The sequence below is a fragment of the Pelagerythrobacter marinus genome (assembly GCF_009827515.1).
GTDB lineage: Bacteria > Pseudomonadota > Alphaproteobacteria > Sphingomonadales > Sphingomonadaceae > Pelagerythrobacter > Pelagerythrobacter marinus.
On record NZ_WTYO01000003.1, the window covers coordinates 225,735 to 241,967 of the forward strand.

General features: G+C 62.3%; 15 protein-coding genes. 2 read left to right on the forward strand and 13 right to left on the reverse strand.

The window, feature by feature from the left end; translation table 11 throughout:
- Nucleotides 1–131 precede the first annotated feature (131 nt).
- On the reverse strand, nt 132–431 hold the full coding sequence (gene sciP / locus GRI72_RS08160) for a CtrA inhibitor SciP (RefSeq protein WP_160733413.1): 300 nt from the start codon (nt 429–431) through the stop codon (nt 132–134).
- Nucleotides 428–733, reverse strand: a complete 306-nt coding sequence (locus tag GRI72_RS08165) for a hypothetical protein (RefSeq protein ID WP_160733414.1) — start codon at nt 731–733, stop codon at nt 428–430. Before GRI72_RS08165 ends, sciP begins: the two co-directional genes overlap by 4 nt.
- Nucleotides 734–829: 96 nt before the next feature.
- On the opposite strand from GRI72_RS08165, the gene mnmA reads away from it, so the two are divergent.
- Nucleotides 830–2,020 (forward strand): tRNA 2-thiouridine(34) synthase MnmA, encoded by a 1,191-nt coding sequence (gene mnmA / locus GRI72_RS08170; RefSeq protein ID WP_160733415.1) that lies wholly within the window; start codon nt 830–832, stop codon nt 2,018–2,020.
- Nucleotides 2,021–2,105: 85 nt separating this feature from the next.
- Nucleotides 2,106–4,079 carry a polysaccharide biosynthesis protein gene (locus GRI72_RS08175; protein ID WP_337191158.1) on the forward strand — a complete coding sequence of 658 codons (1,974 nt, stop codon included), beginning with the start codon at nt 2,106–2,108 and terminating at the stop codon, nt 4,077–4,079.
- 61 nt (nt 4,080–4,140) lie between these two features.
- Here GRI72_RS08175 and GRI72_RS08180 read toward each other — a convergent pair whose 3' ends face one another.
- The 11 genes from GRI72_RS08180 to GRI72_RS08230 all read right to left on the reverse strand — a co-directional run bounded on the left by GRI72_RS08180 (nt 4,141) and on the right by GRI72_RS08230 (nt 16,201).
- Nucleotides 4,141–4,764 (reverse strand): sugar transferase, encoded by a 624-nt coding sequence (locus GRI72_RS08180; protein WP_237486944.1) that lies wholly within the window; start codon nt 4,762–4,764, stop codon nt 4,141–4,143.
- Nucleotides 4,761–5,867: an O-antigen ligase family protein gene (locus GRI72_RS08185; RefSeq protein WP_160733416.1), complete on the reverse strand. Its 1,107-nt coding sequence runs from the start codon at nt 5,865–5,867 to the stop codon at nt 4,761–4,763. The genes GRI72_RS08180 and GRI72_RS08185 overlap by 4 nt, the downstream gene beginning before the upstream one ends.
- 93 nt (nt 5,868–5,960) lie before the next feature.
- Nucleotides 5,961–7,091 carry a UDP-N-acetylglucosamine 2-epimerase gene (gene neuC / locus GRI72_RS08190; RefSeq protein WP_160733417.1) on the reverse strand — a complete coding sequence of 377 codons (1,131 nt, stop codon included), beginning with the start codon at nt 7,089–7,091 and terminating at the stop codon, nt 5,961–5,963.
- A complete protein-coding gene (locus GRI72_RS08195) occupies nt 7,088–7,777 on the reverse strand; it encodes an acylneuraminate cytidylyltransferase family protein (RefSeq protein ID WP_237486999.1) in 690 nt (229 codons plus the stop codon). The genes neuC and GRI72_RS08195 overlap by 4 nt, the downstream gene beginning before the upstream one ends.
- Nucleotides 7,777–9,681 (reverse strand): asparagine synthase (glutamine-hydrolyzing), encoded by a 1,905-nt coding sequence (gene asnB / locus GRI72_RS08200; protein WP_160733419.1) that lies wholly within the window; start codon nt 9,679–9,681, stop codon nt 7,777–7,779. Before asnB ends, GRI72_RS08195 begins: the two co-directional genes overlap by 1 nt.
- Nucleotides 9,681–11,174, reverse strand: coding sequence for a lipid II flippase MurJ (locus GRI72_RS08205; protein ID WP_160733420.1), 1,494 nt, complete (start codon nt 11,172–11,174; stop codon nt 9,681–9,683). The genes asnB and GRI72_RS08205 overlap by 1 nt, the downstream gene beginning before the upstream one ends.
- 71 nt (nt 11,175–11,245) lie before the next feature.
- Complete coding sequence (locus GRI72_RS08210; RefSeq protein ID WP_337191159.1) at nt 11,246–12,412, reverse strand: glycosyltransferase; 1,167 nt, start codon at nt 12,410–12,412, stop codon at nt 11,246–11,248.
- A gap of 79 nt (nt 12,413–12,491) precedes the next feature.
- Nucleotides 12,492–13,706 carry a hypothetical protein gene (locus tag GRI72_RS08215; protein ID WP_160733422.1) on the reverse strand — a complete coding sequence of 405 codons (1,215 nt, stop codon included), beginning with the start codon at nt 13,704–13,706 and terminating at the stop codon, nt 12,492–12,494.
- Nucleotides 13,703–14,332, reverse strand: coding sequence for a NeuD/PglB/VioB family sugar acetyltransferase (locus GRI72_RS08220; protein ID WP_237486946.1), 630 nt, complete (start codon nt 14,330–14,332; stop codon nt 13,703–13,705). Before GRI72_RS08220 ends, GRI72_RS08215 begins: the two co-directional genes overlap by 4 nt.
- Nucleotides 14,322–15,368, reverse strand: a complete 1,047-nt coding sequence (locus GRI72_RS08225) for an N-acetylneuraminate synthase family protein (protein WP_202389022.1) — start codon at nt 15,366–15,368, stop codon at nt 14,322–14,324. Before GRI72_RS08225 ends, GRI72_RS08220 begins: the two co-directional genes overlap by 11 nt.
- On the reverse strand, nt 15,365–16,201 hold the full coding sequence (locus tag GRI72_RS08230; protein WP_160733424.1) for an aldolase: 837 nt from the start codon (nt 16,199–16,201) through the stop codon (nt 15,365–15,367). Before GRI72_RS08230 ends, GRI72_RS08225 begins: the two co-directional genes overlap by 4 nt.
- Nucleotides 16,202–16,233: the final 32 nt, after the last annotated feature.

Genomic DNA, 16,233 nt, shown 5'->3' on the forward strand with positions numbered 1-16,233 from the left:
CCCGGCTCAAACGACGGGCAAGGCAATGCGGTTCCCCGGCATTCTTGGCGTGCCGTGGGGCGAGGATACGCTAAACGGGATTGTTCGGCTAGGCTTGGCTGCAGCGCAGGTGAACGCGCGGCACCGTGCGCTCAGTACTTGAGCTGCCGCTCGTAAAGGTCGCGGTAGTGCTGGATGCGGGTGACGCGCAGGCCCTGCATGCCCGAACGGTCGACCGCGCGCTGCCAGGACGCGAACTCCTCCAGCGTCAGGCTATAGCGTTCCAGGACCTCGTCGATCGTCAGCAGCCCGCCACTGACCGCGGCGACGACCTCTGCCTTGCGGCGCACGACCCACCGCTTGGTATCGCGCGGGGGCAGGTCGTCGAGCGTCAGCGGCTCCCCGAGGGGGCCGATCACCTGGTCTGGACGGATCTTCTGGTTCTCGATCATTGCATCTCTCGGTCGCCGGCGCGGGCATCGTTCTCGTCGCAGGGAACAATGCCGCCGCCGCCTTTGCCACGAGCTAAATCATCAGGGTTAACGATCGGTTCGCGCGCGGCCGGTGCAGATTCGCCAAGCGCCCCGAATCGCTCGAAATTGCCCGTGTGCCGGCCGTGAATCGGGGCCGCCAGCCGGCGCATCTCGTCGGCGACGGCCAGTCGGGTGACCAGCTCCGCCCACTCGGGGACCCGCAGCGAACCGCCATCGGCCGTCGAATCGACCACGGCGGGAACGATCTTGCCTTCGTACATGCCCGAGGGTGTAGGGGCGACATCTCAAGATCGGGTAAAGCGCGGGTTCGCGCCCCTCCCTTTATGGATAACGCGCCAGCGTGTATGGGCGCGCGCATGAACGCTCCCGTCCGCATCCCCGGCGCCACCGATCCCGCCGCCCTGTTCGACCTGCCGCGCCCGGCGGCGCAGTGCCGGATCGTGGTCGCCATGTCGGGCGGCGTCGACAGTTCGGTCGTCGCCGCGCTCGCCGCGCGGACCGGCGCGGAAACGATCGGCGTGACGCTGCAGCTTTACGATTACGGTGCAGCGACCGGCCGCAAGGGCGCCTGCTGCGCGGGCGACGACATTGCGGACGCACGCGCCGTCGCCGACCGGCTCGGCATCGCCCACTACGTCTTCGACCATGAAAGCGCCTTCCGCGAGGAAGTGGTGGAGACGTTCGCCGACGATTACCTCGCCGGGCGCACGCCGGTGCCCTGCATCCGCTGCAACATGGGGCCCAAGTTCACCGACCTGCTGCGCATGGCCCGCGAACTGGGGGCCGACTGCCTCGCCACCGGGCACTACGTGCGCCGGGTCGCCGGGCCTGCCGGGCCCGAATTGCACCGCGCGCTCGATCCGGCGCGCGACCAGTCCTACTTCCTCTACGCGACGACCGAGAGCCAGCTCGATTTCCTCCGCTTCCCGCTCGGCGGCCTGCCGAAGAGCGAAGTGCGGCAGCTGGCCGAGACGGCCGGACTGCGCAACGCGGCCAAGCCCGACAGCCAGGACATCTGCTTCGTGCCCGACGGCGACTACGCCGCGATCGTGCGCAGGATGCGCCCGGAAGGGGGGCGGCCAGGCCCGATCGTGCACGCCGGATCGGGCGAAGTCCTGGGACGCCACAAGGGAATCGTCCACTACACGGTCGGCCAGCGCAAGGGGCTGGAGATCGGGGGGCAGCCCGAACCGCTCTACGTCGTCGGGATCGACGCTGCGAACCACGCCGTGCGCGTCGGCCCGCGCCGGATGCTCGCGGTCGATGCCGCCCGGATCGTCGAGAGCAACCGGATCGGCCCCCTTCCCGATGCGCCGCTGACCGCCAAGGTCCGCAGCCTGGCCCGGCCCGTGCCGATAACGCTCGAAGGCCCTCTGGGCGACGGGGCCGCGGCGACCCTGCGCTTCGCCCAGCCCGAATACGGCGTCGCCCCCGGCCAGGCCGCCGTCATCTACGCCGGCGAGCGCGTCGTCGGCGGCGGCTGGATCGAATCGACGGCCCAGAGTGATGACGGCTCGGCACTAGCCTTGAGTCAGAAAAGTTTATGACCCCGACAAGTCGTCTGCTAGGTGCCGGCACAGTATCCAGACTGCCCGGCAGTTCCAGACAAACAATCGACAGGTCGAATCGTCAGTGAGCGAACAGGTTCAATCGCCCCGTCTTGGCCCCGCTGGCAGCATCGCGTGGCGTCAGTTGCGCGAGCGCACGCTACGCTTCATTCTGGGTCGGCCGCGGCTTCATCGACAACTTCTGGCCATTCTGTTCGACGCTGCCCTCTGCTTTGCGGCGGTGCTGATCGCGTTTTCACTGCGCCTCGGGGTGTGGGACCTTGTCTCGCGGCCGATCATGACCTTCGCCGCCATAGCGATTGCCACATGGTATCCCATTGCCTGGAGAACCGGCGTTTACCGCGCCCTCACGCGCTTTTCAGGCGCCCGAACGATCGCCAATCTCGCAGTGGCTACCGGCCTGATGGCGATTCCGCTGATCGTGGTTTGCGTGATCTTCCGGTTGCCCGACGTGCCGCGCACGTTGAGCGTCCTTCATCCGATCATATTCTTCCTCCTCCTGGCCTCGAGCCGCATCGCCATTCGATTCACGATGCTGGATCTGCTGAAAGCAGTGGATGTGAACGGGAAGCGCGTGCTGGTTTACGGCGCCGGTCGGGCCGGCCAGCAGCTCGCCTTGTCGTTGAGGCATGAGCCACAGATTCACCTCGTCGGGTTCCTCGATGACGATCTTCGGCTCCACGGACAGAGGCTGGATGGAGCGCCCGTCTTCGGATCCGATCGCCTTCGCGAAGTCGTTGCCGAGCGGGAGGTGGACGAGGTGCTGCTCGCCATACCCAGCGCGTCGCGTACGCGACGCCGAGCCATAATCGAGACGCTCCAGAAGGAAGAAGTCTACGTTCGCTCCCTACCGAATCTGACGAACGTGATCGAAGGCAAAGTGACCGTCAGCGATTTGCGCGAGATCCAGATCGAAGAGCTGCTCGGTCGCGAAGCAGTCGCGCCCAATGAACTTCTGATGGGAAAGACGATCATCGGCCGCACCGTTCTTGTTTCCGGCGCGGGCGGGTCGATCGGCAGCGAGCTGTGTCGCCAGATCGTGCAATTCCGGCCCTCGCGGCTTGTCCTGCTCGAGCAGTCGGAATACGGCCTCTACGCGATCGAGCAGGAACTCCGCGAATTCTGCGCAGACGCGGGCGCCAGCGTGCAGATTATACCCGAGCTGGCCAACGCAGCCGAGCGTTCGTCCATGCGACGTGTTTACGCGCGTTACCGGCCCGACACAGTGTTTCACGCGGCCGCGTACAAGCACGTGCCCCTGGTAGAAGCGAATCCGATAGCGGGTCTTCGCAACAACATCATGGGCACGCTCCATAGCGTCGAAGCTGCCGAGGAAGTCGGCACCACCCATTTCACCCTCATCAGCACCGACAAGGCGGTACGCCCGACCAACATCATGGGCGCATCGAAAAGGATTTGCGAACTCATCCTGCAAGCCAAGGCGGCGGAAGAAAGGCGGGGGCCGGTTTTCAGCATGGTGCGGTTCGGCAATGTCCTGGGTTCGAGCGGGTCGGTCGTGCCGCGGTTCAAGGAGCAGATCGCGCAAGGGGGGCCGATAACCCTGACTCATCGGGACATCACCCGGTACTTCATGACCATCCCCGAAGCGTCACAGCTCGTGATCCAGGCGAGTGCCATGGCGAAAGGCGGCGAAGTATTCGTGCTGGACATGGGTGAGCCGATCAAGATCGCCGAGCTCGCTTACTCGATGGTGCGGCTGTCCGGCCTCAGCGTGCGGGACGCGGACAATCCGGACGGCGACATAGAAGTGGTTGAAACCGGCTTGCGGCCAGGCGAAAAGCTGTATGAAGAGCTCCTGATCGGCAACAACCCGGAACCCACCAATCACCCCCGGATCATGCGCGCGCGAGAAAACCTGCTGCCGTGGAACGATCTGCACGATGCACTGGATGAGCTGAATTCCGCCCTCCGAGAAACGGGCAGTTCAACGACGGCAGTCCAGATCGTAAGCAAGCTCGTACCCGAATTTGTTCCCAGCAAGGAGTGGTCGAAGCGGTGTGCGGCACAAACGCCGTAAACCGGGGACCGGGCCCAGCGCCTTCATATCGTGTCCAGAGGCGCTAGCCGCATGAATTCCGTCAAAAGCTGGATCGTCGAAAGACCTTGCCAATCGTGGCCACCAGAAATCGCACGTAGGCGCCCAGAGCGGGATGCGATAGCCATCGCCGCTCCAGCGTGACGCGTTCTTCCAGCCCTCCTTCGTTCGCGTAAACCTGGGCAGGCCCTGTAATCCCCGGCCGCAAAGCATGCCGCTCTTCCCAGTACCCGTCCTGGTAATCGACCTCTTGGGCAGGGGTGTCGGGCCGAACGCCCACCAGGGACATGTCGCCACGCAGGACATTCAGCAACTGCGGCAGTTCGTCCAGATGCGTCGAACGCAGGAAACGCCCTACCCGGGTAATCCGCGAATCTCCGGGGACGGTCGTCCTGAACGCCGCCCGCGCGGCTTTTTTCTCCGCGAGCGACCCGGCGGTGCCGCCCTGGGGGGCAGCCGCGGGATCCCACTTCATGGTCCTGAACTTCAGTATCGTGAAATGCCTCAGCCCTCTGCCGACGCGAACCTGGCGAAAGAATATCGGGCTGCCGTCGTCGGCCCTTATGGCAACAGCGATAAGGAGCATAAGGGGCGACAGGACTACACATGCCAAGGATGCGGCCCCGACGTCCAACAGGCGCCTCATGAAGTCGTCAACGTATTTCAATACGCTTGCTCCTGATCGGACGCTGCGACACTCATGGGGCGCAAGTCGCTGATGTAGAGTGACACCGCGTATACAAATGCTACCTGGACTGCCCTGTCCGCCCCGAACAGCATTGCCTCGGTGAAGCCGCTGCCGATCAGGGCCGCATGCACGGCGACGAGATATGCCTTGCACTCGACCGGAAGCTGTCGCGCAAAGCCGCGGTGGATCATTTTCAAGCTGCCTATGAACCACAGCGCGGTAAGGAAAATTCCCAGAACACCCAGTTCGACCAGAAACTGGATATAGGTGGAGTGAAAGTGCGGGAAACCCTGGTCAGTCAGAAGTATCCTGGGAACGATTTCCGAAGACGACCCCCATCCCCATCCGAACCAGGGCCTCTGTTCCCAAAGAGCGATGCCGCCCTCGTACAACGCGAAGCGCTCTTCGTACGAGTAATTCCTGTTTCGCTCCCATACGTCTTCAAGGAGCGCGAAGTTCACGACCAGGCCCGACACTGCCGCGGCAACCAGCCCCAACCTCCACCACAAGCTGCGCCACAGGAAAAACAACATAACGCAGATGCTCGAAATGCTCAGAAGTATGTTGATCCGGCTTGTAGCCTCGATCTGGGCGATGAAGAGAATGCCGATGAAAACCAGGTACCTTGGCTTTCGCGTCTGGATAAAAAGAAAGACGCTGGGGACCACGCCCATTATGACCAGGAACGTGGAAGCCTCGTTCGCACCTCTTGCGAGGAATATGGCCGGTGCTTCCGTCATTCCCGCCGCGGCAAGCAACAAGCCCAATAGTGCGACAGCCACTGCTCCGGCGGCGGAAGCCGCCATCAAACGGTCCATCTGACCGGGCTGATATACGGCAGCGCGAAGCAGAAAGAACATCCCGACATACACAGCAAGCTGGAGCAGCTCGCTCAGGACTCTCCATCCGGCGTCGGACAACATCGTGGCAAGCACGATGGCGAGGAACACCATGCACACCATGATGAACACCCTGTCGCGACGTGGCCCATCCCCTCGCAAGTTCAGGTCGGAAACCAGGAACACGCCGAGCGCGACCAGGGCCAGGTGAATCTGGCCGGCGCCTAGCGCGAAGAAGACCATGAAAGGCCGGACGAACCTGAAGGATTGCAGTCGAACAACCGCCAGGAGAAGCGCAAGAGCGGAAATTCCGATGCTTATGATTACATCCATGTCTTAGAAAGCATTCCGCTTGACTAGAAGTCTGGGGCTCCACTCGATCTGATCAATAGCGGACAGTAGTTCTTCATCCGAACGACCGTCTCCATAGAAATTTTGAAATGGCCCTTTTAGAGCCAGCGCCTGGCTCACTGCATTCTGAACCTCCTGCTCGCGAATCTCAGGGCAATCGATCGTATTGTCGTTGCGAAGCCGATCATTCTGGCGCGAGCCGAGATTGACGCACGGGGTTCCCAAGCTTGCACTTTCTATGATCCCCGACGACGAATTGCCCACGAGCACATCGGCTGCGGCCAGCAGGGAAAGATAATGCCTTCGCTCGAGGTGCGTCAGCACCACGATGTCGGGATGCTCCCCGACGGCGTCGAGGCTCTGGTCGATGGCCTTGCCTCCTGCATCGGAGTTGGGGCGCAGAACCACCAGCTGATGACCCAGGCTTTGCAGGGACCGGATCACCGTGCGGATCTGCCCGCCTCCGTCTCCCGCCTCCTGCACCACCGGATGGAAGACAACAAGCGATAGCGGCCTGTCCACGCTCAGCCCGTACTCCGACAGTATAGCGCGCCGATCGATGCAGGCGGCTCGCGACCGGCAAAGATCGACCAGTCCTGGCGCCCCGATCACCCGTATAGTCTCTGGAAGCTCGCCCATTCGCTTCAGTCGCTGGGCTGCGTCCTCGGTGGCAGGAAAATGAACATGCGCCAGCTTGCTGATCGCGTGCCGAAGACTTTCATCCAGTGTTCCCGAACGTTCGCCGCCATGGATATGGGCCGTGAAGATGCCGAGATGCACCGCGGCCAGCGTTGCGGCCAGCATTTCGCCTCGATCACCGAGCACCAGCACCAGATCGGGTCGGTCACGCTCCCATAGATCGATCATGCCGTCCATCTCGACCGTGAAGGCGCGGGCCATTTCCCCCCCGCTCTCGCCCGTCAGACGCGCGGGTATCTGGGCAGCCAGGCTTAGACCGGCCGCGCGTATATCGTTCACGCTGCTGCCGTACTTCTCGAGAAGATGCTGCCCGGTTGCCACGACCGAGAGTTCATGCCGGCTGCCGGCGAGATGCTGCAGACAGCCTCGCATGAGGCCAAAATCGGCGCGACTGCCGGACACGTAGTGAATCTTCATGAATCTATGACCCGTAAGCGTGCGTCGACGATCGCTCGCGCCAGAGCGAGATCTTCTTCCTCGTCGATATCGAGACTGTCGATGTGGCCCATCACGTAGCCCGCAACGCCATCGGGGAAGAGTGTACCCTGGTCACGAAAAGTCTTCACGTCGCAGAGATAGAGCGCACCGTTCGGCGCCAGCAAAGGCTCTGCATCCTGACGCCGGGAAACGGAGGGAACGGCCCTTGCGAGCGGCTGTAGCCGGCCAGTTTCATCGGTTGTGAACTGCCAAGCCGCCGGCTTGCCTTTGCCGACCGAAACCACCGCCGGCGAAGGCGTCCCGTCGTATATCCGCACGGCCTGCCGAATATGTTCTGCCGACCGGAATGGCGATGTAGGTTGCAGCAGGGCAAAAGCCCCTGTGGTTTTCGTGGCGGAGAGCGCATGGAGAACCACATCGCTGGATCGCGCCGCCGACGTTGCGAGTTCCGCGGGTCGCACGAACGGAACCTCGGCGCCAGCCGCCCTTGCGGCCGACATGATCGCTGGACCATCCGTGCTGACGATTACACGCCGGAAGCACCGCGATGCCATGGCGGCGCGCACGGTCCATGCGATAAGGGGCACACCGCCGAGCTCGGCGACGTTCTTGCCCGGCAGGCCGACCGAGCCAGCCCTTGCAGTTATGATGGCAAGATCCAGCATCAAGGGGCAAGATCCTGCGCCGACCCCACGTCTTGGTGGCTCAGACCATTGCGATCGAGCCAGGCCTGGAGTGCAAGCAACGACCAAATGCGGATGGAATGCTCGGCACGGCCCGAAATATGGGCTGCGAGGAGCTGCTCCAAGTCCGTCCGACGCATCATCCCCGCCACGGGCTGTCCCGGATCAAGCAGGCGACCACGGATGGAAGAAGCCAGTTTGGTGCGGAACCAGTCAGTCAGAGGCACACGGAAACCGTGTTTGGGCCGTTTCGTCACCTCATCCGGCAGGTATCGCGACAACAGGGATCTGAGCGGTGCCTTCCCGAGTCCCCCGGCTCGCTTCTCGGCACCCGAGATGGACTGGGCAAACGCAACCATCTCGAGGTCCAGAAACGGCACGCGGCATTCAAGGCTCGCGTACATGCTAACATGGTCGGTCTTCGGTAGCATCTGCCCCGACAGCTGTCCTCGCATATCGGCCTCGAACATTGCCGTATCAGACGTCGGCAAGGCCATCATCCAGTCCGGCATATCGGGGTTGACGGTGAGAAGGCGTTCATTGGGCCCGGAAAACGGCCCCGGAATGTACTCCGGATCGTCCAGAAGCCCAAAACCAACACGGATTCTTCGCAGGTTCTCCGCGAGGCCAGTCGACGGAGAGGTCGGCAGCCGCTGCACGATGCTCCTCGCCGCGTCGCGCAACTGAGGCGGGAGCCCGTGCCAGCGCCTCTTCCAAGGGGTCAGTGCATGCCGAGGATACCCCTGGAACAGCTCGTCGCCGCCATCTCCCGACAGGCAGACCTTCACATGGTCTCGCGCAAATCTCGACATCACGAGGAGCGGGAGGCACGCCGGGTCGGCGATGGGCTGATCCATCGCTGCGAGTCCGGCATCCAGTTCCTCAAGCAAGATGTCCGCATTTACCCGAAGTTCGTGATGCTCGGCATTGCAATGAGCAGCGACGAGCGCAGCCACGTCGGCTTCGTTCGCCGCAGCGATCCCATGGCCCTCCCCTTCAAATCGGACGGTAAAGGTTCGAGGCGCAAGGCCCATCTGATGAGCAACGGAAACCAGCAGCGACGAATCGATCCCGCCGGAAAGAAAAAAGCCGACCGGTACGTCTGCGATGACTTGCCGCCGTACCGACGCGAACAATACCTCTTCGAGGTTCCCAGCCCGTGCGGCGGGAAGAGTGCGCGGCGGCAGATCCTTTGTCTGCCCGTTGGACAGATCGATCTCCATTCTCGCCCCCGGCGTCAGCTTTCGCACCCCTTGAACCAGCGATCCCGGTTGGGGCACCCAGCCCTGGGCCAGGAACTGGGCGAGCGCGCGCCGATCGATAGCGACGGGAAATTCGAGCGCGCGCAGGGCCGCCAGGATTCCCCGCAGCTCCGAGGCGAAAAGCACCGCATCGGGGCCTTCCCAAACGTATAGCGGCTTCACGCCTACGGGATCGATACCCAGTTGCAGGCGCCCTCCGCCCGATCCCCCGTGAAGACCTGCCTCGTCGAGAACCGCATAGGCGTACATCCCGTTGAGCATGTCGTCGAAACGGGGGCCGTCCTGGATATAACCGGCCAGAAGGACCTCGGTATCGGAACGGGTCCGGAACTGCCAGCCGCGGCGCTTCTGATCCTCCATCAACTGCGCGAAGTTATAGATCTCTCCGTTGAAGCTTAGCGCCACGTTCCCGTCTGGGGACGACATCGGCTGGGGCGCACCTTCGACGTCGATAATGGCAAGTCGCAAGTGGCCGAGGGCATGACGCTCGGCGACATGACGCCCCTGCCCATCAGGACCCCGGTGCCCCATTGCATCGAGCATGGCCGTGATCGCCAGGTTCGACCTTGGCGATACGTCGCCCCGGACCGAGGGTCGCCACACCAGACCGCAAATTCCGCACATTAGTTTCGGGAAATCCCCAAGTTAAAGAACGTCGAACGACCGAAGCCGCCCAGAAGCCCGAACGCAAGCACGGCCGCTGCAACCCCGCCCCCGGCAATTATCAGCCCGAGAATGCCGCCGCCAATCTGGGTATCGACTACATAAGCAACGGAAGATGCCAAGCCAAAACCGCACAACAACCTCGCGACGTCGGCGATGGGAAACGCCACGGTCCTGAGATGCAGTGCGATCACGACGAGGTTGCCGAAAGACTGAAGGACCGTCGCCACGACGGTAGCGGCCGCCAGCCCGAGAACACCGTACTCCCCCACCAATGAAGCGCTCATGAAAATTTTCGCCGGCAACACGATGGCGCTTATAATGAAGATCCAGCGGTGTCGATGCATAAGCACCACAACCCGTGTACTGATCAAGTTGACTGCAAGAGCAACCGAACCAAACGCAAATATCATCGTAAGGGCATTGATAGTTTTGCGATCCCCTACAGAAAATGAGCCGCTGTTATATACTATCCTCGTTATTTCTTCTGGATAGGAATATAATAGAACCATTGGAATGGCCATGCAGCCCAATAGCGCAACGATATCCGGGCCGATTATAGAGCGCCAGGCCGCTTGTCCTCGATCTGCCAATGCATGAGCCCAGCGAGGCTCGGTGATGACCAAGGCGGAACCGACGACGAGCATGTTGGCCAACGCCGCCAGGCGGCTGGCAAAACCCAAAAGGCTTACCGAACCGGCCGAAAGTTTAGATGCGAAATAGAAATCGACATATACGTAAAGCTCGTTCAGCAAGGCGACCAGGGCGAGCGCCAGAACCCCATGCCAGTAGCCATGCGGAGCGCGAAGACCGAGCGCGTTCCCGGCGCTCTTCCTGATACCGCTCACCATCCGCGTCTTGGGCGCCCGCGGAATAACCCAGAATTGCAGGATGCAGACGACGTAGGCTCCTATCGCCATGCCTGCCATCATCCAGAACGCGCCTGCTGCGGCGCCGCCGTGGTAGAAGCCTATCAGAAGCCCCGCAATGGCGGCGAGATTGGTCACGATCTGCGGAACGGAATACCAGACCGCATTATTCAGCAGCCGGTTCACCAATCCCAGGAAATGGGCGAGCGCGAGCCCGACGGGGGTCGCTGCGCTCGCCAGGAGCAAAGTGGAAAAGAGCTCGATCCCATATTCGTCAAAGCCTGGAGCGATCAGGACGGCCAGACTTTCCGAAAAAACTATCGCAAGCGCCGAAGCCCCCGAGGCGACCAGCGTACAGATCAAGGCGGCGTGCAGCCAGAAACGGATGGCGGCATCTCCGCCTTCGGCCGCGTCAACCTGGTATACTCGCGACACCAGGACGGGCATGACCGCGCTGGAAATGAAGACCGTTTCCAGCAGCCACACGAGCTGCATGGCGACCAGAACAGCATCGGAATAAATGCTGACACCCAAGGTCGAAGCAATCTGCTGGAGGCGGACAAACCCCAAAAGCTTGCCGGCCATCGAAGCGGCAAATGTCAGAAGGACCTGAGAACTCAGCTTGCGCTCGTCTCGCTCTAGCCAGCGGTCGGACACTAGATGACCTGCTGGCGTGGCAATCCCGTGTCCACGGCCGCTCCCGCCGCGCGATAGGCGCCCAAGATACGATCAACCACCTTTTCGATCGTGAGCTCTGCCTGGACGTGCTTCCTGGCTGCGCGGCCGCGAGACGCACGAAGCTCTGCATCGCCTGCGAGCCGGTCAAGATTGGCCGCCAGCGCGTCCACGTCCCCGGGCGGCGAAACCCAGCCTGCGGAATCACCTGCGGTCAGCTCTTTCAAGCCGGCGATGTCGCTCCCGATCCATGGCTTGCCCATCGCCATCGCCTCGATAATCGCATTCGGAAAGAATTCGCCGAAAATTGAGGGCTGGCAGTAGATGTCCATGGCGCTCAACATCTCCGGGATGTCGAATCGGCGGCCAGCAAATATTACCCGCCCTTCCATGCCGGTTTCGCGCACCACCTCTTCCACGCATGGGCGGGCAGGACCGTCGCCCACCAGCAGCACCGATAGTTCGGGATGCCGATCCCTCAAGGCAGCCACTGCCTTCACCAGGTTATGCTGCCCCTTGGTAGGGCCATTGACCTCGGAATGGGGAACCATGGCTCCAGTGGTTCCCACCACGATGCGCCCCTCCAACCCGAGTTCGCGACGATTTCGTTCGGACGATACCCGACCCGGATCGAAACGCGCCAGGTCAACGCCATTGTAGGTCACGCAGGTCTTCGTTGCAGGGACGCCGAAACCGATAAGCCGCTCTCGTGTGCGCTCACAAACGCCCATCAAGATTCCGGGCAAGTGCTTCCAGATCCGGTTTCGCCACTGGTGGGTATCGCGTTCCTCGACCCCGCGTACACTTGTCACACACGGAATTTTCTCGCCGCCGAGACGGGCGGCGATGTGAGCGCACATCGTCGCCGCCGCATTATGGCCGTGAATCACGTCAGGCCGGGCTTGCCGAATTATGGCGGTGAGGCGCCGGATGGCGATCGCGATACTCCACGGCTGATGCCTGTTCGGGGCCAGCTGGGGCACGATGTGAACCGTAAAACCCGCGTCGCGCACCGCCTGAACATAGACCCCGCCGGAGGTGACGAACGTCACGTGATGTCCTCGCTCGCGCATCTGCCGGGCGATCACCAGGGGCTGTGTCCCAGGACCCGACTCGGTCAAGATGGAGCGAACCATGAGTATGTGCATAGGGGCGATCTCTTCGTATCTGGTATGCAATTGCCAGGGCCAAGACCTGCTTGTGATCAATCCCCCGGCTCAGAACTCTTCAACTTTTCCCAGGATCGTGAGCTGTTATTATATCCGTCACATAACCGATCACGCTGTCCGTAGCCGTTCCCAAAGGCGGAATGCCCGCCCCTTCCGACGGCAGTGACGTGAACTGGTCGATCCTGTCGATTGCTTCGTCGAGGTCGTCGACCACGTGAGCCAAACCATATCGCGGATATACGGCATAGTCGGCAAACCCCAGGCATACCACCGGCCGCCCCATCAGCGCGGCCTGCAAGCCCACGGTGCTGCATTCGACAAAGACGAGATCGGCCGCGAGGATGGCATCCTCCACGCTCATCACGGAGCTGTCCGGATTGTGGCCGCTCTTGCATTCGGAAGGCATCTCAAATGGAGCGTTCGGGTGCGCGCGCATCATGTATGTCAGCTCCGGGCGCCGCCTGCACAGGGCTTCCATTTTCCTGGCGAAGGTGGCCGGCGAGAGAAATGCCTGCCCGTTCTTGGCGTGACTGCTGCTGGATGCAGGGCATAGCACCAAACGCTTCTGCCCGATGCCGAGCGCCGCCCTCAGTTCCCTGCGGCGGGGTTCATCTTGCGCGACAATCGCAAGCCGATCGAACGCCGGATTGCCGGTGGCCCTTATCTGCCCTGCGAAGCCGTCGGCCTCCATCGACCGGCGCACCGGTTCCGACAGGACGGCCAGTTGGCGAGCATAGCCCGGCTGCAAGATCCATTGCCGTTCGTGTTCCAGGAACAAGTCTCCCACCGCCAGGCCGGGAATGCCTTCGGCATGAGCGCCAAGCTGGGCAGCGAGTTCGAATCTCGGGCTGGTGGTGCTGATGACGAGATCGGGCGTTGTGCGGCGAAAGTACCGTCGGAATGCGTCGACCGGACAAAAGGCCATGCGCCCCTGGTCCTCGACCCGCTCGATCGCGGCCTCCTCCCCCATCTCCAGCGCCAGGTCGCGAAGACCCAGCGCGAAATAGGCACGGGTCTGGCTCTCGGTGATGTCCGGATGAGCCGATTCGCCCAGGAACCGTTCAGCCAGCGACAGCCAGCGGCGGTCTTGCTCGGGCACCACCAGGGCCTCGACCGACTTCGCCGCCACCCCTTGCCGTCGCAAGAGCGCGTAGGCCGTGGTCAGACCGATCGTGTCGGTTTCGAATCCGGCCGATTGCAGCGCCGGCACCAGAGCGGCGATGATCTGGGCATGCCCACCCCCGTAGCTGGTCAGAAAGACGCGACCGTTCATCGGTTGACGCGTTGCTGTGGCCGCGCCGGAACGCCCGTCCAGGTTCCGCCGTGCGAGATATCTCGCGCAACCAGGGCGCCGCCGCCGACGATTGCTCCTGAAGCCACCCGCACGCCCGGGAGGACGACGGCGCCAGCGCCGATCAGGACGCCGTCACCCACCACGGCGCCCCCTCCTATCACGGCGCCCGGCGCCACGTGCGAGAAGCTCCCCACGCTACAATCGTGCTCGACGACCGCGTTGGTATTGATAATGGTTCCCGCACCAATCCTGGCCTCCACGTTTACCACGGCGCCAGCCAGAATTTGCGTACCCTCGGCGATATGATCGGTGTAGACCCGGCCCGGTTCGATGATGACCGCGGAAGCGATGCGTTCGGCAAGTCGTTCATGCAACTGCCGGCGTCGCTCGTTGTCGCCCAACGTGACAACCACGCGCAGATCGGATCCTGCGGCCAGGATGTCCTGGACCGATGCGAATGGGACCGGGTACCCGCAAACGCTCTGCCCCTGCAACGCGTGATCGCAGAAGACAATCGAGCGCACTCCTGCTTGAGTAAGCTGCGACGCCACGACCCTTCCGTGGCCGCCGGCACCGAACAGGCACACGGCGGGGTCAGGCGACATCGGCGTCGCTCACCATCTGATCCTTGCTCACAGAAGTCGCCAACCGCTGGCCAACGAAGCGGTCGTAACACTCCGGCGCCACCCCTCCGCCGGGTCTCTTCGCGGTGAGATCGCCGGGCCCAAGGACGTGCCCCTCGGCAAGCGCGCGCCGATAGACCAGGCTCTTGCGAGCGACCGCTCGCACGTCCATTTCGACTTCCCGGGGGCGCTTGACGCCGTCGCCGAGGCCCGCCTCCACCTGGCGCAGCAGCGTCACCAGGTTCTGGAAGGCATCCGGCTCGAGCGACGCGGAGTGGTCCGGCCCCGGCATACCAGCGTCCAGGGTGAAGTGCTTTTCCAACACGGCCATCCCCAAAGCCCGGGCGACAAGGGCCGCATGCGGCCCCGCCGTATGGTCGGAAAATCCGACCGGACATTGAAAATGCTGCTGCAGCACGGGCAGAACCCGGAGATTCTGATCCTCGATCGCGGCCGGATAATTCGACACGCACTGCAGTATCACAACCGGGACATCGTGGCCGAGCCAGCTACGCGCCGCAACGATCTCTTCGAAGGTGCTCATGCCGGTCGACAGGATAATCGGCAGCCCCGAACGCCCCGCCAGGTCGAGCAGTGGCTTGTTGGTCATTTCGCCCGACGCCCATTTTAGACAGACCGGATCAAGCGATACGACAAATTCCAGGCTCGGGGCATCGAAAGCCGTCGAAATGAAATCGATCCCGATCCTGTCGCAGTGAGCTTTCAGCTCGACAAAGGCAGAAAAAGGAAGCTCGTATTCCTTCAGCATGTCGAACTGCGAGCCGTCGCCCACGTTCCGCGACTGATATTCTGCCTTGCGGGCCTGCGGCAGTATGAGCTCTTCCGTTACGTAAGTCTGGAACTTTACTGCGTCAGCGCCAGAAGATGCGGCGAGATCGATGAGCTTGTGCGCCAGCTCGAGGTTGCCGTTATGATTTACGCCTATCTCGGCAATCACGTAGGCAGGATGATCGCCGCCGATCGGGCGCTCGCCGAAATAAAGCAGCGGGGCGTTCAAGACTCATCTCCCTTTCGCGCGCGAATAAGCTGCGCCACATCGAATACCCGATCACGGGTCGCCACACGATTGTGCTCCAGCCCCTCCGCATCCATGGCAAGAAACCGTAGATAGATGGCCCGCAATCGCGCCATCTCATCGGGGAAATCAATGCTTTTCTTCAGCTCGGCGAGATTTTCCGGATTGCGGTGAAATGTCTGACTGAGGATCGCGGCCGTCGAACCCAACCGGACATGCTCGCCCAACAGGAACTCGGGGCTCACGATGCCTTCACGGGCGCGCGCCAGTCCTCCAATTCCGAACCGGACGCCCGCATTCCTCAAGGCAGCGCAAGGCTCCTCGAGATAGCCGTTCGCCAAGGGTTCGAACAAGAAGACATCCCCCAGGTCGAGGTGCAAGTCGTTCAGGCCGATGTGCAACCTTCGCAGTCCAAGCTGTTCCACCATATCCGGCAGGGCCGCGACCGACCGCGCCGTTTCGAAGAGTGGGACCGGCTCAGCCCGGTCGCCGAGCAGATCGAGGAACCGCGCAAGGGTGTCGATATCGTGGAACATGGGGAGCATGACAGCGTCGGCTCCCCTGGCGATCACTTCGTCGAGCTGAGCCTTCGTACCGTCATGGAGCGGATCGATCCGCACGAGCAGTTCGGCATCGCCTACGACGCCACGGATCCGGCTCACGTCCTCGATGTCTTGCTGGCTTTTCCAGGTACCCAGGTGTCCCTGGCGTTCGGCCTTCCCCAGTCTTTCGAGATCCACCATAGGCGTGACGCCCTTGTCCCGGCATATGTACCGGGCGATCTCCGGATCACTCAGGATCATCAAGAACTGCACAAAGTCTCCTGATTTTTACGCGTGTGCCAGCA